21 protein-coding genes are annotated in these 17,697 nt (G+C 59.3%); 9 read left to right on the forward strand and 12 right to left on the reverse strand.

The features are described from left to right. Positions 1-7 precede the first annotated feature (7 nt). On the forward strand, positions 8-700 hold the full coding sequence (locus KORM41_RS13290) for an aspartate/glutamate racemase family protein (protein WP_068148857.1): 693 nt from the start codon (positions 8-10) through the stop codon (positions 698-700). Here the strand turns inward: KORM41_RS13290 and KORM41_RS13295 are convergent. The 12 genes from KORM41_RS13295 to ubiE form a co-directional block, all read right to left on the reverse strand. Then, complete coding sequence (locus tag KORM41_RS13295) at positions 697-1,086, reverse strand: hypothetical protein (RefSeq protein WP_068148860.1); 390 nt, start codon at positions 1,084-1,086, stop codon at positions 697-699. The genes KORM41_RS13290 and KORM41_RS13295 overlap by 4 nt on opposite strands. Beyond that, a complete protein-coding gene (locus KORM41_RS13300; protein ID WP_068148862.1) occupies positions 1,083-1,484 on the reverse strand; it encodes a hypothetical protein in 402 nt (133 codons plus the stop codon). The genes KORM41_RS13295 and KORM41_RS13300 overlap by 4 nt, the downstream gene beginning before the upstream one ends. A 35-nt stretch (positions 1,485-1,519) precedes the next feature. Continuing rightward, complete coding sequence (locus KORM41_RS13305) at positions 1,520-1,762, reverse strand: hypothetical protein (RefSeq protein ID WP_068148865.1); 243 nt, start codon at positions 1,760-1,762, stop codon at positions 1,520-1,522. Positions 1,763-1,870: 108 nt separating this feature from the next. Continuing rightward, positions 1,871-2,293 (reverse strand): DsrE family protein, encoded by a 423-nt coding sequence (locus KORM41_RS13310; protein WP_068148867.1) that lies wholly within the window; start codon positions 2,291-2,293, stop codon positions 1,871-1,873. Next, positions 2,293-3,060 carry a HesA/MoeB/ThiF family protein gene (locus KORM41_RS13315; protein WP_068148870.1) on the reverse strand — a complete coding sequence of 256 codons (768 nt, stop codon included), beginning with the start codon at positions 3,058-3,060 and terminating at the stop codon, positions 2,293-2,295. Before KORM41_RS13315 ends, KORM41_RS13310 begins: the two co-directional genes overlap by 1 nt. Positions 3,061-3,066: 6 nt before the next feature. Then, positions 3,067-3,534, reverse strand: coding sequence for a cytochrome c (locus KORM41_RS13320; protein WP_068148873.1), 468 nt, complete (start codon positions 3,532-3,534; stop codon positions 3,067-3,069). 23 nt (positions 3,535-3,557) lie between these two features. After that, the gene (locus tag KORM41_RS13325) at positions 3,558-3,821 is read right to left on the reverse strand and encodes a hypothetical protein (RefSeq protein WP_068148877.1); all 264 of its coding nucleotides are present in this window, start codon (positions 3,819-3,821) and stop codon (positions 3,558-3,560) included. A 3-nt stretch (positions 3,822-3,824) separates the two neighbouring features. Continuing rightward, on the reverse strand, positions 3,825-4,289 hold the full coding sequence (gene dut / locus KORM41_RS13330; RefSeq protein WP_068148880.1) for a dUTP diphosphatase: 465 nt from the start codon (positions 4,287-4,289) through the stop codon (positions 3,825-3,827). Between the two features lie 5 nt (positions 4,290-4,294). Then, positions 4,295-5,497: a bifunctional phosphopantothenoylcysteine decarboxylase/phosphopantothenate--cysteine ligase CoaBC gene (coaBC, locus tag KORM41_RS13335; protein WP_068148883.1), complete on the reverse strand. Its 1,203-nt coding sequence runs from the start codon at positions 5,495-5,497 to the stop codon at positions 4,295-4,297. Positions 5,498-5,591: 94 nt separating this feature from the next. Next, on the reverse strand, positions 5,592-6,002 hold the full coding sequence (locus KORM41_RS13340) for a DoxX family protein (RefSeq protein WP_068148886.1): 411 nt from the start codon (positions 6,000-6,002) through the stop codon (positions 5,592-5,594). A gap of 473 nt (positions 6,003-6,475) precedes the next feature. After that, on the reverse strand, positions 6,476-8,011 hold the full coding sequence (ubiB, locus tag KORM41_RS13350; RefSeq protein WP_068148893.1) for a 2-polyprenylphenol 6-hydroxylase: 1,536 nt from the start codon (positions 8,009-8,011) through the stop codon (positions 6,476-6,478). A 25-nt stretch (positions 8,012-8,036) separates the two neighbouring features. Further along, positions 8,037-8,810 carry a bifunctional demethylmenaquinone methyltransferase/2-methoxy-6-polyprenyl-1,4-benzoquinol methylase UbiE gene (ubiE, locus tag KORM41_RS13355; RefSeq protein ID WP_068149146.1) on the reverse strand — a complete coding sequence of 258 codons (774 nt, stop codon included), beginning with the start codon at positions 8,808-8,810 and terminating at the stop codon, positions 8,037-8,039. Between the two features lie 116 nt (positions 8,811-8,926). Here ubiE and mutM point away from each other — a divergent pair, with 116 nt between their 5' ends. From mutM to recF, 8 genes are all read left to right on the forward strand, one after another. Continuing rightward, the gene (gene mutM / locus KORM41_RS13360) at positions 8,927-9,763 is read left to right on the forward strand and encodes a bifunctional DNA-formamidopyrimidine glycosylase/DNA-(apurinic or apyrimidinic site) lyase (protein WP_068148897.1); all 837 of its coding nucleotides are present in this window, start codon (positions 8,927-8,929) and stop codon (positions 9,761-9,763) included. Positions 9,764-9,780: 17 nt separating this feature from the next. After that, positions 9,781-10,140 carry a hypothetical protein gene (locus KORM41_RS13365; RefSeq protein WP_068148900.1) on the forward strand — a complete coding sequence of 120 codons (360 nt, stop codon included), beginning with the start codon at positions 9,781-9,783 and terminating at the stop codon, positions 10,138-10,140. 104 nt (positions 10,141-10,244) lie between these two features. Then, on the forward strand, positions 10,245-11,021 hold the full coding sequence (locus tag KORM41_RS13370) for an enoyl-CoA hydratase (RefSeq protein WP_068148902.1): 777 nt from the start codon (positions 10,245-10,247) through the stop codon (positions 11,019-11,021). Between the two features lie 183 nt (positions 11,022-11,204). After that, on the forward strand, positions 11,205-11,468 hold the full coding sequence (rpsT, locus tag KORM41_RS13375; protein ID WP_068149149.1) for a 30S ribosomal protein S20: 264 nt from the start codon (positions 11,205-11,207) through the stop codon (positions 11,466-11,468). 586 nt (positions 11,469-12,054) lie between these two features. Then, entirely contained in the window at positions 12,055-13,413 is a 1,359-nt protein-coding gene (gene dnaA, locus KORM41_RS13380; RefSeq protein WP_068148906.1) for a chromosomal replication initiator protein DnaA, read from the forward strand. Positions 13,414-13,542: 129 nt separating this feature from the next. Beyond that, a complete protein-coding gene (locus tag KORM41_RS13385; RefSeq protein WP_068148909.1) occupies positions 13,543-14,943 on the forward strand; it encodes an alginate export family protein in 1,401 nt (466 codons plus the stop codon). 331 nt (positions 14,944-15,274) lie between these two features. After that, positions 15,275-16,390, forward strand: coding sequence for a DNA polymerase III subunit beta (gene dnaN, locus KORM41_RS13390; RefSeq protein ID WP_068148911.1), 1,116 nt, complete (start codon positions 15,275-15,277; stop codon positions 16,388-16,390). A 97-nt stretch (positions 16,391-16,487) separates the two neighbouring features. Beyond that, the gene (gene recF / locus KORM41_RS13395; protein WP_068148912.1) at positions 16,488-17,693 is read left to right on the forward strand and encodes a DNA replication/repair protein RecF; all 1,206 of its coding nucleotides are present in this window, start codon (positions 16,488-16,490) and stop codon (positions 17,691-17,693) included. The last annotated feature ends 4 nt before the right edge of the window (positions 17,694-17,697 follow it).

Consider the following 17,697-nt stretch of genomic DNA (forward strand, 5'->3'; position numbering starts at 1 on the left):
AATCAGCATGAAAACCATCGGCCTTCTGGGCGGCATGAGCTGGGAATCCACGGCCACCTATTACCGGCTGTTGAATGAGGGCGTCAAAGACGCGCTTGGTGGCCTGCATAGCGCAAAGGTCCTGCTGCACAGTGTCGACTTTGACGAGATCGCAACCATGCAGCGCGAGGGCGCATGGGACGCCGCTGGCGACCTTCTTGGAAAGGCAGCCGCCGGGCTTGAGGCGGCGGGCGCGGACATGACGCTTATCTGCACCAACACCATGCATCTGGTGGAAGGAGCCATCCGGGCGCACACTGGTATCCCGCTTCTGCATATCGCGGACGCCACAGCTGAGGCCGCGAGGGAAAAGGGATTCCAAAAGCTCGCGCTTCTGGGCACCAGCTTCACCATGGAGCAGGATTTCTACCGCGGGCGTATCGCCGACAGGTTCAGCATTGAGGTGATCACACCAGACGCTGCCGACCGCCAGATTGTGCATGACATCATCTATGACGAGCTCTGCCAGGGCGATATCAGGGATACGTCGCGTGCGGCATATCTTCGGATCATCGACAGCCTGCACGGCCAAGGCGCCGAGGCCATCATCCTCGGCTGCACCGAAATCGGTCTGCTTATAAAGGACGACCACACAGACGTGCCACTTCTGGATACCACTGCCATCCACTGCGCGGCGGCAGTAAAGGCCGCGCTCGCCTAATGCCCCGCGTCCGGCAGCAGGAAATGCTTGCGCGCCAGATCGCTCCCCAGCGTCTCGTCCTTATAGTAGTCCGCAAGGAACGGGGGTGATTTCCGCATCAGGTCAGGGTTCGCGGCAAGAAACTCATCAAACGACTTGGCCCCGCACGCCAGTTGCTTTTCATGGATAATGAACATGAATGCCCAGGTAACCGTTTCATGGTAGCGGTCCCCAAGGCCGTAGGCGATATCCCATGCCAGCAGTTCGCGCGCCATGGTATCGCACGCCTCGCCAAGCGGCAGCCGCGTCGCATATATCCAGCCCACCCGCAGGTGGGCTTCGTGGGTGAATTCCTCTCGCGTGAGACGGTGGCTTTCAAAGGCCTCAATCAGCTCATCGTCGGTCATGCGGCATCCTTCACCATGGCCCCATCAGGCAAAACATAATGGTACCGCGCCCGATCGCTCGCAAGCGTTTCCGCGCGGTAGTACCGAGTCAGGATCGACGGCTTCGCCACCAGATCGCGGTTCTTCCCAAGGAAGGCCGCAAAGGTTGCCGCAGGATGGGCGGCCTGCCGCTCTGCGATCAGCAGCATATAAAACCAGGTGATGGTCTCGTGGTATTTGGCTTCAGCCTCCAAGGCGCGCGTATAGGCACGAAGGGCACGCCCGAACTTCTCGATTGCCTCCGCGAGCGGGTAGCGCATCACATAGATCCAACCCATGCGGATATGGGCCTTATGGTCAAACAGTTTGGGGTCAAGGCTTGCATCCTCAAACGCTTTCAGAAATTCCTCGTCATTCATCGTCTATCCTTTCGTCGTGATCTCGGGCTTTTGCCTCATTGTTCGGTCAGCTTATGGCTGTGGCTGGCGTCAAGGTCACAGTCATAGACCTTTTTTAGCGCGGCAATCTTGGCGCGCGTCTCATCGGAAAAAGGCGGGGTCTTGCCATCAAACGCATGCAGCACGATGCCCTCGAGAAGGTCGCCGAGCGATATATCCAGATATTCCGCCGTACCCTTGAGCACCTTCACCAGCCGCTTTTCCATGCGTACGCCAGTTTGAACGCGTTCCACTTTCATCGACAATTCCTTCGCCTTATGTTGTTTTGTTACCCGTGTACCATGGTAACATAAAAAATACAATACGAGAGAATCCTGGGCATGCATCGCCAAAAATCAGGGATTAAATCAGAAGGTCAGCCAGTCGCCGCCCTGGCCTTTTTCAATAATTTCGGCAAGGCCCGCGATCTCCACCGCTGGGCGGGCGATCAAGGACGTGACATCAATGTCGTGTTCGCGGAGCGCGGCTTCGCACACCAGAAAGCGGGCATCAAGCGCTGCAAGGCCGTCCATCAGGATGCTGCTGTCGGCGACGCCCTTTTCCTCCAGCGCCGCGTCCATCTCAGGTCCCGTCGCACCGGCCTGTGTCTTCAGGCTGTCCCATCCGCCAGCCGTCAGGAACGGCGTCGCGGATTTGGAGAAAAAGAAGGTCACGGGCCTGCCCATGGCGGATGCCGTTGCGCCCATCATCAGCGCCATATGGATACGCTCAGGGTCGTTGCTGATCACCATCAGGGTCATGGGCCGCTTTAGATCAGATGATTTCGCCATCAGCTTTTCCCCTTCGCGCAGGCCTTGCAATTGGGGTCCTGCGGCAGGTTAACCTTGCGCATGCTCATATCGCGCGCATCCATGATCAGCATCTTGCCCGCAAGGCTTTCGCCCACGCCGGTGATCTCCTTCAAAACCTCCAGCGCCTGCATGGTGCCCACCATACCCGCGACCGCACCCAAAATGCCGTGGTCGGCACAGGTGCCGGTGCTGTTCGGCGGCGGCGTGTGCGGCAGGAAACAGCGATAGCACGGCAAGCCTTCCCCCGCATGCGGTTTGAAGGTGGCAAGCTGCCCCGTGTAGGACGACAGCGCGCCGGAGACGAGCGTGGTTTCCATTGCCACGCACATGTCGCTGATCAGGTGCCGAGTCCCGAAATTGTCCGTGCCGTCGGCCACGATGTCATAGTCGGCCATAATGCTGATCGCGTTGGCCTGCGTCAGGCGCTCGGGATGCACATTCACCGTCACATCGGGGTTGAGCACCCGAATTTTTTCGGCCGCGCTTTCGACCTTGGACCGGCCAACATCGGGCGTGGTGTGGATCACCTGCCGCTGCAGGTTCGAAAGCTCGACCGCGTCATCGTCCACGATGCCGATGGTGCCAACACCCGCCGCCGCCAGATAGAGAAGGAGCGGTGACCCAAGGCCGCCCGCGCCCACCACAAGGACCTTGGCATTCAGGAGAGCCACCTGCCCCGCGCCGCCTACTTCCTTGAGGATGATATGGCGCGAATAGCGCTCCAGCTGGTCGTCGGTGAAATCCATGAAAGTCTACTCAAGCACTGGTGCTTCAGGTGCGTAATCCTGGTGGCAGGCCGCACAGGCGCGCAGCATGTCATCAAAAATCTTGCGCTGGCCTACGATGTCTTCGGCCTTGGCTGCTGCCTCAAGCGCGCGGGCCATGGCGTGAAATTCCTTGTCGCGAGAGACGAACTCCTCACCCAGGACCGCTTCCAGCTCCCGAAGGTCCAGCGTGGTGACCTCCTTCTGCATGATGAAGGCCTTGTCCATGTGGGACGCGAATTCCTTGACGCGGGCATGGTCTTCAACCGCCAACGCGGCCTCAATGCCGCGGCCCGCATTGGCCAGCATCAGCATCTCATGCTTCAGGAAACCGCGCATATGGTCCGAAAGCTCAAGCGCCGGGGCGTCTTCGGGCCCACTGCTCGAAAGCACGGCGCCGCCTGTAACCGCGAGGCCGGAACCCAGGAAAATCAGTGCTGCGATTTTACGTTTCATAGGAATCCCTCTTCATCAGTTCTTTACAAGCATCGACCATAAAACATGCAGACTTCGCCCAAAATCAGGCCAAATGACAAAAATACATTTGGGACAAAGCTTAAAAGCGCAGCAACATAGTCCTTCTTCCAAATGGAAGCCGAAGAAATAGCTGGGAACGCACCGATCACTAGATAGTCATACTGCGCCCCAAATGAAAACAGTTCCTCATTGATAATTACCGAAATTGTGGTCATCAAAACATTCAACCCAAATGCTGCAGCCAGCCATTTGAAGAAGGATGCCACTTTCTATTTCACACCTGTTGAGCCGAAACCGCCCGCGCCGCGCGCGGTCTCATCCAGCTCCTCAACCTCTGCCCACGCGCCTTGCGTGACCGGGGCGATGATCATCTGGGCGATGCGCATGCCGCGCTCAATCGTAAAAGGCTCGTTCGACAGGTTCACCAAAATCACCTTCACTTCGCCGCGATAGTCGGCATCAACGGTGCCCGGCGTGTTCAGCACCGTCACACCGTTCTTGGCGGCTAGGCCGGAGCGTGGGCGCACCTGCGCTTCAAAACCCGCGGGCAGCGCCATGGCAAGGCCGGTTGGGATCATGGCACGCTCAAGCGCACCGAGCGTGATGCTTTCGCCTTCCGCCAGCGCGGCATACAGGTCCATCCCGGCGGATTGCTCAGTCTCATATTTCGGCAGCGGCAAGCCTTTGCCGTGCTCAAGCGTTTTGACCTCAATCACCACTTTACTGTCGCGCATTCGCGTTACCCCTTCAGTATCTCTGCAATCTTGAGCGCGAGCCTGTCGGCCACCGCACCTTTTTCCATTTTTGGCCAGCTTTCGGCACCCGCCGCGCTGATCAGATGAATCTCGTTATACTCGCCGCCCATGATGCCGGTCGCAGCCGAGACATCATTCGCCACGATCAGGTCGCAGCCCTTGCGCGCGCGTTTTTCTGTGGCGTGCTCGATCACCTTTTCGGTTTCAGCAGCGAAGCCCACCACCAGCGCCGGGCGGCCTTCGGTCATGCCGGAAAGCCCCTTCAGGATGTCTGGGTTTTCGCCGAACTCGAACGACGGTGTACCGTCCTTGGATTTCTTCAGCTTCTGCGCGCCGCCGTTTTTCACATGCCAGTCCGCGACCGCCGCAACGCACACGGCGATATCTGCTGGAAGGGCTGCGGTCACGGCCGCTTCCATCTCACGTGCTGTTTCCACGTCCACGCGGGTCACGCCCGCGGGCGTTTCCTGCGCGCATGGCCCTGCCACAAGCGTGACATTGGCACCAAGGCGGCAAAGCGCCGCCGCAACCTCAAAGCCCTGACGGCCCGAGGACCGGTTGGCGATATAGCGCACGGGATCAATGGGTTCATGGGTCGGCCCGGCGGTCACGACCGCGTGCTTGCCGCTGAGCAACAGGTTGTCGCCACCGAAAAAGTCTTCGACCGCGGCGACCATATCCATCACTTCCGCGAGGCGCCCCGGCCCCACTTCGCCGCAGGCCAGCATGCCGTCGCCGGGCTGCACCACATGGATGCCGTCGCCCCTAAGCGTCTCAAGGTTTCGTTTGGTCGCCGGATGGTCCCACATCTGGGCGTTCATGGCGGGTGCGATCATCACAGGCTTGTCTGTCGCGAGAAGGATCGTGCTGGCCAGGTCATTGGCGATGCCGTTTGCCATCTTGCTCATGAGATCAGCCGTCGCGGGCGCGATCAAAATCAGGTCAGCTTCGCGGCTAAGGCGGATATGCCCCATCTCGGCTTCGTCCTTCAGCGAGAAGAGGTCCGTATAGCATTCATCACCCGTCAGGGATGCCACCGAAAGCGGCGTGATAAATTCCTGCCCGCCCGCGGTCAGCACACCGCGTACGCTTGCGCCGCGCTCCATCAGGCGGCGCGCAAGGTCAAGCGCCTTGTAGGCCGCGACCCCGCCGCCAATGATCAGCAGTATTCTCTTACCCTTGAGCATAAAGCGCCCTTTTCAAAAAACCGGTCCCCGACATATAGGCGGGAACCGGTTGTGTCTCAAGGCGGATTTATCCGCACAAGGCTGTGATAACGCCTCAGCTGTCGCCCGACGCTGCGCGGTTGTCCAGGCTGAACTCACCGCCGCCAAAGCGCATCAGGAACAGGAATGCACCTGCCATGGCCAGATTCTTCAGGAACATGGTCTGCTGGGTTTGGTCGGCGAAATCCGCATGGAACATCACGGCGGTGACAAGGCAGAAGCCCGCCAACAAGAAGGCCACAAGCCGCGTCTTGAAGCCGATCAGGATCGCGATCCCCGCCAGCAATTCAAAAAGCGCGGCGGGCCAGAAAAGGAAGCCCGGCACACCGGCAGCTTCCATATATTCGGTCATGCCCGCGCCGCCACTTGCGACCTTGGCGAAACCGGCACCGATAAAAATAAGCGACAGGAACAGGCGGCCCAAGGGGGCCGCGAATGGGTCAAACTTCGATAACAGATTATCCATAAATCCCTCCCCTGTTATGGAAGGGACAGTGTCTGCCAAATTGTGTGGGGGCGCAAGTACTAGGCGATAAGCGTTGGCGCAGGGTAGAAAGTCATCCCTATTTCCCCTATCAACCACAGAAACCAATTCCCTGCAGGAAGGCTTCCAAATGGCTAGCGAAACAAACAAGAATCATTGGATCAGGCTGGGAACCGTTGTTGGCGTGCATGTCGCAGGAGGGGTTTCCCTCCTTGCCTTAGTGCATATTTTTGACCTGACTGACGAGACGCTGACCTATCTGGCCTTCGGGCTGCTCATAATCGTGGCAAGCCTGTTAATCTGGTCTCTCATGTTGTTCAGGTGCCCCTTCTGTAGAAAGAACCTGATCATCAGAACTATAGTCCTGTTCGAGAGGAATATACCCTGCTCCAACATGTTTTGGGCACCAAATGAGTGTCCGAAATGTGAGAAGAGTTTGCCCTGATTTCTTCTTCCTAAAGCATCAGAATTTTGAGGATGGCGGCGCCGGTTATAAGGCCGAGCGCGAAAGGCCAAAGGCCGACCTTGGGTGCGGGCGCGGGTGCGGCTTCCCAGTCATCGTCTTCAGTCGGTTCTTCATCCTCTTCCGACAACCACTTTTCAATACGGTGCGGCAGGCGTTCAAGGAAGCGCGGAAGGTTCGCCACCATGTCGGCGAGGCGCGCTTCGGGAGACAGGTTGGCACGTATCCAGCTTTCAATCACCGGTTCGGAGATTTGCCACATGTTGGCCGTGGGGTAGAGATGCAGCGCCATGCCTTCGGCCATCACCATCGTGCGCTGCAGAAGAAGAAGCTGCGGCTGTGTCTGCATCGAAAAACGCTCGGTGGTGGCGAAAAGCTGGGCCAGCAGTTGCCCCGCGGAAATCTCTTCCACCGGCAGGTCCATGATCGGGTCGGCGATGGCGCGGAGGGCCTGCGCGAATTCTTCCAGGCTTTGGTTCTTGGGCACATAGCCCGCGTCGAAATGCACCTGCGCCACGCGGATGTAATCGCGCCGGATGAAACCATAAAGGATTTCCGCGAGGAACTGGCGCTCGCGCTTTGAAAGCCGCCCCATGATGCCGAAATCGATGGCGGCGATGGTGCCATCGAGCTCCACAATCAGGTTGCCCTGGTGAAGGTCGGCGTGGAAGAAGCCGTCCCGAAGCGCTTGCGTCAGGAACACCTGCACGACCTTCTTGCCCAGGGCTTCAAGGTCATGGCCCGCGGCTTCAAGCGCCCCACGGTCGGCGAGGCGCACGCCGTCGATCCACTCAAGCGTCATCACGCGGCGGGCCGTGTGGTCCCATTCGATATGCGGCAGGCGGTAGCCGCTTTCCCCGCGCATGTTTTCCGCGAGCTCTGCCGCCGCCGCGGCCTCAAGCCTGAGGTCCATCTCGCGAAGGGACGTTTCCTTGACCTTGTCGACAATCTTGGTCAGGCGCAGGCGGCGCGCTTCCTTGACATTCCGCTCGGCGATGCCCGCCAGCCAGTCAAACAGCTTCAGGTCACGCACGAAGCGGGCTTCGATATCGGGCCGCAGCACCTTCACCGCCACCGGCACGCCTTTTTCGGTCACGGCCTTGTGGACCTGCGCGATTGAGGCAGCCGCCACTGGCACTTCCCCGAACGACAGGAAATGGTCCTCTAGCTTGCCGCCAAGCTCGGCCTCAATCGTGGCGCGGGCTTTCGCGAACTTGAAGGGCGGCAGGCGGTCCTGCAAGGTGGTCAGCCCTTCTGCGAGCGGGCGGCCCACCAGGTCTGGCCGGGTAGCCAGCGTTTGCCCAAGCTTGATATAGGCCGGCCCCATGCTGGCCAGCGCAAGCGCCAGACGTTCGCCGTCTGACTTTGGCAGGCCGAACCTGTGCGGCACATAGAAAGTGAACAGGCGAAGAAGCCTTGGCGCCCACGCGGGCACCAGATCGATGCCAGCGAGCGCACGGATGGCACCGAAGCGGCGAAGGCCCACGGCCATCATATAAAGCTGGAAAAGATATCCAATCGTGCGCACGCGCCTGTCCCCTATCCGCCGCTTATTAAATCCGGGTGCCCTGATGGATCGCCACGATGCCCGCAGACATGGTGCGATATTTCACGCGACTGAAGCCAGCTTCCCTGATCATGGCCGCAAACTTGGTGGGCGTGGGGAAGCGGCGGATCGATTCGACAAAATATTGGTAGCTGTCGCGGTCCTTAGTGATGAACTCACCCATCGCCGGGATCGCGTTGAAGCTATAGGTGTCGTAGGCGTTCTGCAGCACGGGCACCACTTCAGGGCTAAACTCCAGGCAATAGAAGGTGCCGCCGGGCTTCAGCACGCGGTAAGCTTCTTCAAGCGCCTCGTTGATGCGGGTCACGTTCCGGATGCCGAAAGAAATCGTGTAGGCGTCAACCGACCGGCTGGCGAAGGGCAGCTTCATGGCGTCACCGCAGACAAACTCTGCCCGATCCGCGTAGCCCGCCTTCTCAGCCCGTTCCTTACCTACCGCCAGCATTTCGGCGTTGATATCGCACACCGTCACGGTGCCGCCCTTTGCCGCGTCAAGAAAGCGGAAGGCGATATCGCCGGTGCCGCCCGCGAGATCGAGCAGATGCATGCCGGGCCGGGGGTTGACCGTGTTGATCAGCGAATCCTTCCACAGACGGTGGATGCCCATGCTCATCACGTCATTCATGATGTCATAGCGCTTGGCCACGGAGTTGAACACGCCCTTGACCATGTCGGCTTTCTTGTCTTCGGCCACGGTCTTGAACCCGAAATGGGTGGTGGCCTCGCCCTCAGTTGGGGCCTGGGTGTGTGATTCGCTCATCTTATCGTCTTTGCTGCTTGACATTATGGTGGCTTGCCCTGTCATTTTGGCGGACCATAGCCCACGCGGCGGCCATGCGCCAGCCTCGTTTATAGTATAAGGACGAACGCGACAAAATGCCCGAACTCCCCGAAGTTGAAACCGTCAGGCGCGGCCTTGTGCCGGTTCTTGAAGGCGCTGTCATCAAAAGCGCTGCGGCAAACAGGCCGGACCTTCGCCTGCCCATCCCGGTCGATTTCGCTGAGCGTCTTACGGGCAACCGCATTGAGCGGCTCACCCGCCGGTCCAAATATATCCTGATCGAATGCGCCGACGGCCTTGTGGTGATCCTGCACCTGGGGATGTCAGGGCGCGTAACCATCACGCCCGCGGGAAGCCCTGCGCCTGAGGTGGGCAAGCACGACCATGTGGTGATCGTGACCGACCGCGGCGATCATATTGTTTACAATGACACGCGGCGCTTCGGCATCATCACCTTCACAAGCCGTGACGAGATGGACAGCCACCCGCTTCTGAAGAACATCGGGCCGGAGCCGCTCGGCAACCAGTTTAACCTAGATGTGCTGAATGCTGGCCTCAAGGGCCGCAAGAGCAGCATCAAGGCCGCGCTGCTGGACCAAAAGCTGGTGGCGGGGCTGGGAAATATCTATGTGTGCGAGGCGCTGTGGCGCGCGGGCATCAGCCCGAAGCGCACCGCCGACAGCGTGGCGGGCAAGCGCGCCGAACGGCTGTTTCCGATTATCCGGGAGGTTCTGACACAGGCAATTGAGGCCGGGGGATCAACGCTGAAGGACTATGCCCGCGTGGACGGAGAGCTTGGTTATTTCCAGCACAGCTTCCAGGCCTATGGCCGCGAAGGAGAAGAGTGTTCAAAGCCCGGCTGTGGTGGTACGGTCTCGCGTATTGTGCAGTCGAATCGATCCACATTCTATTGCCCAAGTTGCCAGCGATGAAGGGAAACCGGTAAACCATGCGCCTATTGCCAGCACTGTTGATCCTGCTCCTGAGCCTTTCCGCGCGCGCCGAGGAAAGCTTCATCGACGGATTCCCGGATGTACCCATGTTACCGGTGATTCGTTCCATTGAGGGTGAACCCGTTGTGTTCGACACCCCCGGCGGGACAGTGGCGGAAGCAACCTTGATGCTTGAAGGCACCGCCGCCAAAGCCATGGAATCATACAGGGAATCGCTGACCGCCCTTGGCTGGACATGTGACAATCCAACAACCGCAATGCATTGCTGGCGCGAAGAGAATCGGCTCACCTTCAAACATCCTGCCAACAATGAAGCCGGTGACCGGCTTATCTTGCGCCTCGAACCCAAGCAGTGACGAAATATGGGGCGCTACACCCCATTCCCGATAAAGGTCTTTTCAAATGGCTTCGAGGGCAGTAGGAGTCTCAGCCACAGATCAGAGCAATAGAAGGCTGAAAGATGACTTTCGAAACCATTCTGCTGGACAAGCAAGAAGGCGTGGGGCTGATCACGCTTAACCGCCCCGATGCACTTAACGCGCTGAACAGCAAACTGCTGCAGGAACTGGGGGAAGCGCTGCTCGCGCTCGACGCAGACGCCGAAATTGGCGCCATTGTTGTCACCGGCAGCGAAAAAGCTTTTGCGGCTGGCGCCGACATCAAGGAGATGTCGAGCCGGTCATTCGCAGAAGTCCTGAAAATGGATATGTTTGCTGAAATCAACAATGTGTTTGCCCGTGTGCGCAAACCTGTGATCGCGGCAGTATCGGGGTATGCCCTTGGCGGCGGCTGTGAAATCGCCATGGCGTGTGATTTCATTATCGCCGCAGAGAACGCCAAGTTCGGCCAGCCCGAAATCAAGTTGGGTGTTATTCCCGGCATTGGCGGCTCTCAGCGCCTGACGCGCCTCGTGGGCAAATCCAAGGCCATGGACATGATGCTGACAGGTCGCATGATGGATGCGTCCGAGGCTGAACGGTCCGGTCTTGTCAGCCGTGTGCTGCCAACCGAAGACATGCTCGATAGCGCCATGGAAGTGGCATCATCGATCGCGGACCTCTCTGCGCCAAGCGTGGCACTGGCCAAGGAAGCCACCAACCGGGCGCTGGAAACAACGCTCGCGGAAGGGCTTCTGTTTGAACGCCGGGCGTTCCATTCGCTGTTCGCGACAGAGGACCAGAAAGAAGGCATGAATGCCTTTATCGAGAAACGCCAGCCGCAGTTTAAAAACTGCTAGGGCGTAAATCGGCGAGAAAACTGGGCCTAGCCTATTGACTGGGGCCAATATCGGGTATATAGACCCGACCTCGAATTAACTGGCGGACGCGGCCATAAGGGAACGCGGCCCCGATTGAACAAAGAAAGCAAGGACTGAAGCGCTGGACGGTTTTTGGAGCGCGGTCCGAAAAAGGTAGAAGAAATGGCAAATTCTGCACAAGCCAAGAAACGCATTCGTCAGAACGAACGTCGTCGCTTGATCAACAAATCCCGCGTAAGCCGCATCCGCACTTTCGTGCGCAAGGTTGAAGAAGCAATTGCTTCCGGCGACAAATCGGCAGCTGGTGACGCCCTCAAGGCCGCTCAGCCAGAAATCATGCGCGGTGTGACGAAAGGCGTTATTCACAAGAAAACGGCTTCCCGCAAAGTTTCCCGTCTGTCCGCTCGCGTTAAAGCGCTCGCATAAGGACAGCGTCTGGCGCGACCCGATTCGCTGCCGACAGGAAAAAGAATCCGATCTAAGCCACGCCATCCCGGCGTGGCTTTTTTTCATTTTTGCAGAGCTCTCCGGGAACAAAAAGAGCACATCATTCAGGTCAATTTTAGTCGAATCAAGATGTTGTATGCCGCTCTGATTCACGCCATAGGGCTGTGAAGAATCTTTGTGTCAAGCGATAGATTCAGTTGCTGGGGCAAGACCCCAGATGTATCTTCCAGTCTTACGCGATGGGCCAGCCGGGCAACCAACCATCCCAATTTGGGAGCCGCCCGAATGTGGTTCAGGCCTGACAACCGGAGAGACCTGCCAGGGATCTCGAAGGGGGCTGGGATCACGCCGTCGCACTTGAAAATAACAGATCGGGACCATGGACCTGACTGGCGCTTTGCTGGAGAGGCAGGAGCAGTTGTGTCAGCATCAGGTTTATTGTGAGAATTGTCACTAAAGAGGTCCGGGCATTGGGCATTGTGCCGAGAGTAGTAAGGGGTTAGGTCGCCCGATGGCTGATAGGGAGAGCGATAAAATGGGGGCTTCTAGGGGGGCTGCATCCGCTATGGACGCAAACTTTGCCGCGTCGCCGTGGCCAAAGGTTTGCGACAAATTCAAGCATGAATTCGGCCAACACGCCTATACTACCTGGCTGGGGCAGCTGGGCTATCAGGGCGTGGACAGCGGCACGGTAGAGCTGACCGCACCAACAAAATTCGTCCGCGACTGGATCACCCGGCATTACGCGCCGCGGCTGAAGGACTATTTTCTTGCGGAAGATCCACGCATCAAGGGGTTGTCGATCCGTCTGGCAGCGCGTCAGGCCGCAGCTGGTGCAAGACCGGCTGAGCGCGCACCCGTTAGCCCAGTGGAGGTGGACCCTTCCACCGGCGCAGACGAAAGCGCCGCACTTGACCCCAAGTACACCTTTGACAGCTTCGTTGTCGGCAAATCGAACGAGCTGGCGTACGCCGCAGCAAAACGCATTGCCGAATCGGGCGAGGTGACCTTCAATCCACTGTTCCTGCATGGCGGCGTGGGGCTTGGTAAAACCCACCTGATGCATGCCATCGCCTGGGAAGTGAAGCGCCAGAACCCAACCAAGCGCGTGGTCTATATCTCGGCGGAAAAATTCATGTTCGAATTTATCGCCGCGCTCCGTTTCAAGGACACCCACGCCTTCAAACAGAAGTTCCGCGCCGTGGACCTTCTGATGGTTGATGACGTTCAGTTCATCGCCAACAAGGAAAGCACGCAGGAAGAATTTTTCCATACCTTCAACGCGCTCGTAGACAACCGCTGTCAGGTGGTGATCACCGCCGACCGGTCGCCAACCGACCTTGAAGGCATCCAGGAACGCATCATCAGCCGCCTGGGCTGGGGCCTGGTGGCCGACATCCACCCGACCGACTATGAACTCAGGCTCGGCATCCTCCAGTCGAAAGCCGAGCAGGCAGAGAGCGTGATCGTGCCCGCCGAGGTGCTTGAGTTCCTAGCCCGCCGCATCACGTCGAACGTGCGCGAGCTTGAAGGCGCGCTTAACCGCGTGATGGCCTACGCAACGCTTGTGGGCCGCCCAATCACCATGGATATGACCCGCGACGTGCTGCAGGACCTGATCCGCGCCAACGACCGCAAGCTGACGATCGATGAGATCCAGCGCGCCGTGGCCGACTATTTCAATCTGCGCCTTGCCGAAATGCTTTCCGAGCGCCGCGCCCGCAACATCGCACGCCCGCGCCAGGTGGCCATGTATCTGTCGAAACAGCTCACGAGCCGGTCCTTGCCGGAAATCGGACGCCGGTTTGGCGGTCGTGACCATACAACGGTGATGCATGCGGTCCGGAAGATCGAAGACCTGCGCCGCGACGACAGCCAGCTGGACGACGATATCTCGCGCCTGACCCGCCTTCTCGAAGGCTAGACCGTCGGCCTGACGGCCAAAATGGACGCAAAAAGTACGAAAGGGCCCCGATGGGCCCGTTAATTTTTGAGCCCAGCCCCTATATCCCCTTCAAAATCCCATCAATATATTTCGACACATGGACCGCGTATGCCACGGAACATCTGCCTGATCTTTACCTTTTTTTCCCTCATCGCCACCTCTCCCACTTCTGCATCCACCGAATCCCCCTGGCGCCTTCAACGCGCAATCGGCACACCCGACTGGCTGACAGTTTCCGGCGAACACCGCCAGCGCCTTGAGCTGGTAAACGGGCAGTTCCGCCCGGGTCGCACTGGCAATGACCAGGCCCTGATGATGCGGACCCTGATCCACGCCGTTGCCGGCCGCGGCCCATTCAAGGTCGGGCTGGAACTGGGCGACAGCCGGGTCTATTTCAACAGCAGTGACACGCCCATTGGCGGCGCAGACGTCAACACCGCAGACATTGTTCAGGCCTACCTCAGCGCTGAGACAGACAGCCTGTTCGGCACCGACACAAAAGCCATACTGAAGCTGGGCCGCCAGACCTTGAACCTGGGCAGCGGGCGGCAGGTGTTTCGCCCTGGATACAGGAACGTGGTGCGGCCACTGACCGGCGCTTACCTCCGGCTGGACACCGCAAATGGAGACGAGCTTCACGCCTTCTACAGCGTGCCAGTATCAACCCTGCCAAACGACCGGAATGCCATCCTTGATAACGGCCATGCCTTCGATAAGGAACTTTGGCAGCAGCGTTTCTTCGGCCTGCATTACCGGCGTGCTAATTTGCTTGGCGGTATCGCGCCGGACCTCTGGGGCGAGGCATACCTTTACGGCTTCCGCCAGGACGACCGCGAAAGCGCACAAACCCCTGACCGGCGGGTCACCGACATTGGCGGGCGGTTGTTCCGCGCACCCGCGTCCGGCGAGTGGGATATGGACGTGGAAGCCTCCTGGCGCTTTGGTGACCAGCTGGCTTCGGCCCTACCCGGAGAGACGGAAAGCCTGGACGTAAGCGCCAACATGCTGTTCGCAGCTGTCGGCTACACGTTTGAGACCGTCGCAGCCCCACGGCTGGCGCTTGAATATTTCGTCACCGGCGGGGACGACGACCCAGCTGACGCCACCTATGGCCGCTACGAACGCTATTTCAGCGACCGGCGCCGCGATCTTGGCAACACAGGTATCTTTGGCCCGCTCAATGCCGTGAACCAGGAGCATATCCGCCTGAATAGCCGGATGCACCTGTCGACAGACACCAGCCTGCAGGCCACCTATGCTGCGGCCTACCTGGCAAGCGGTACAGACACCTGGGACAGCACAGGGCTTCGGGACGCAAGCGGGGACAGCGGGGACTTCGTCGGCCACCTGATCGAGGGCACGCTACGCCACTGGCTGATCCCCGGAAGCCTTCACCTGGAGGCTGGCGGCTCCCTGTTTGTTTTCGGTGGGTTCACCAAAAATGTACCCGGCGGACCGGACGGCACCCGCGCGCTGTACGGCTTTGGTCAACTGACTTTCCACTTCTGATCAGGACGCCTGCCAGAGCGATTTTTTCCGCCTTGCCACGTCTGCCGGAATGGGGCTTGCGACTCGGCAGTTTTCCTTCGATTCCAAACCACAAAAAAAAGCGCCTTTTGGGCGCTTTTTCGTTTGGTTTAAGGCTGAAAATCGCTATTGTTCCTAAAGACACAAATCCTCATCCAGTAGGGTGTTGAAATCACCCGTCCCTGACCCGGATTTTAAGCATGAAATTCCGGCACGGGGGCACCGACTCGATTTCACCACCGGGAACTGGATGAGAGGGGAGCGCCCCAGCCGCGAGGCGGGGTTAATAAAGTTAGGCAAGAAGAATATTTCCATGAAAGTCACCATCGAACGGAATTCACTTTTGAAAACGCTGGGACACGTGCAGTCGGTGGTCGAGCGCCGCAACACGATCCCTATTCTGTCGAACGTGATGGTCGAGGCTGAAGGCGACATGGTCTCGATGACAGCAACCGACCTCGATATCGCGATTATCGAGCGCGTATCCGCGAGTGTTCAGCAACCGGGCTCCACCACGATCCCGGCGCACACGCTGTTTGACATCGTGCGTAAACTGCCAGACGGCAGCGAGGTTGAACTGACACTTGAGGAAGGCGAGCGCCTGGTGGTGAAAGCTGGCCGGTCCCGCTTTACGCTGGCGTGCCTCGACAAGGAAGATTTCCCGGTCATGAACGACGGCGACATGCCGCACCGTTTCGACCTGGCCGCCGAAGAGCTGAAGCGCCTCATCGACAAGGCCCGCTTCGCCATCTCGACCGAAGAAACACGCTACTATCTGAACGGTATCTACCTGCATGTGGCCAACAGTGAAGACGGCCAGCGCCTGCGCGCCGTCGCCACAGATGGTCACCGCCTTGCGCAGGTTGAACAGGAGGTGCCAGACGGCGCTGCCGGCATGCCGGGCATCATTATCCCGCGCAAGACCGTTGGCGAAGTCAGGAAGTTGATCGACGAATTTGAAGGCAATGTGAATGTGTCCCTGTCGGACACCAAAATCCGCTTCTCGTTCGACGGCGCCGTGATCACCTCCAAGCTGATCGACGGCACGTTCCCGGACTACAGCCGTGTGATCCCGGAAGGCAACGACAAGATGCTGGAAATGGACTGCCGCCTGTTTGCAGAGGCAACAGACCGGGTTTCCACCATCAGTTCCGACAAGACGCGCTCTGTGAAGCTGTCGCTTGGCCAGGACCAGTTGACCCTGTCGGTCAACAGCCCGGACAGCGGTACGGCAACGGAAGAGCTGGCGGCTTCATACGGCTCCGACCCGCTCGAGATCGGCTTCAACAGCCGCTATCTTCTCGACATCCTGGCGCAGATCGAAGGTGAGACCGTACAGGTGTTCCTCGCGGACCCATCCGCACCGACTGTTCTGAAGGATATGATCGACGAAGGCGCGCTCTATGTCCTGATGCCGATGCGGGTCTAAGGCCCCTTTGGTTCAGAGGCTTCAGGCCGGAAATGTTTGGGATTATTGGAAGACACGATGACCAATGGGGTACATCTTAAATCGGCGGGGTTCAGCCATGGCTGAACCAGCCCATGCCGTGGGTGAGGATGGCACAAGTCCTGCGCCCCAAAGCCATGGTGTCTTTGTCTCTTCCCTGATGCTGACGGATTTCCGGTCCTATAGCCGCACCAAGATCACGCCCACGGGGGACCACCCCCTGGTGGTGCTGGCGGGCCCCAATGGGGCCGGCAAAACGAATGTGCTGGAAGCCCTGAGCTATCTGGCGCCCGGCCGGGGCCTCAGGCGTGCGCCGCTTGACGAGGTCACCAGGCAGACAGCGCCAGGCCCCTGGGCCGTGGCTGCGACGCTGGCGCTGGAGGGCGACGATGTCCGCATCGGCACCGGGCTTGAGGGCAATATGGGCGAAGGGGCAACCCGCCGCCTGGTACGGATCGACGGGGAAGCGGTCTCGAGCACCAACCTGCTTGGCGACCGATGGTCGGTAACCTGGCTGACACCGCAGATGGACCGCCTTTTCATCGAAGGCCCGTCTGCGCGGCGCCGGTTTCTCGACCGCATGGTCCTTGGGCTCTACCCGGACCACAGCCGACAGGTCGGCGCCTATGAGCGGGTGATGCGCGAGCGTAACCGGCTTCTGTCGGATAAGGGCATGGGCGCGGACATGGCCTGGGTTTCGGCGCTGGAGACGCGGATGGCCGAACATGCTGTGGCTGTCGCGATCGCCCGGCTCGATTTCGCCGGGCAACTGGCGGGACAGCTGGAAGCGGCTGATGAAAGCCCCTTCCCGCGCGCGGAACTCGCGATCGACGGCTGGCTTGAGGGCCTGATCGCCGAAGGGATGGCAGCGGTGGAAGCGGAAAGCGCCTACCGCGAGAAATTGATGAGCCTCCGGGCGCGCGACGCCAGAAGCGGCCGCGCATCGGAAGGCGTACACAAGACGGACCTGATCGTCACCCATGCACCAAAGGGCATGCGCGGCGAACTATGTTCCACTGGTGAGCAGAAGGCGCTCCTTATCGCGCTTGTGCTCGCCAACGCGAAACTGCAGGCGGCCCAGAAGGGCCAGGCGCCGCTGATGCTGCTGGATGAAGTAGCTGCGCACCTGGACGAAAGCCGCCGCGAGGCGCTCTTTGAAGCGCTATCGAAGCTTGGCAGCCAATGCTGGCTGACAGGCACCGACCGGGAGCTTTTCACAGGGCTTGAGGGCCGGGCGGAATTTTTCGATGTGCGGGACGGCCAGATCCAGCCGCTGCACACATAAGGAT

This window comes from Kordiimonas lipolytica, from assembly GCF_001550065.1.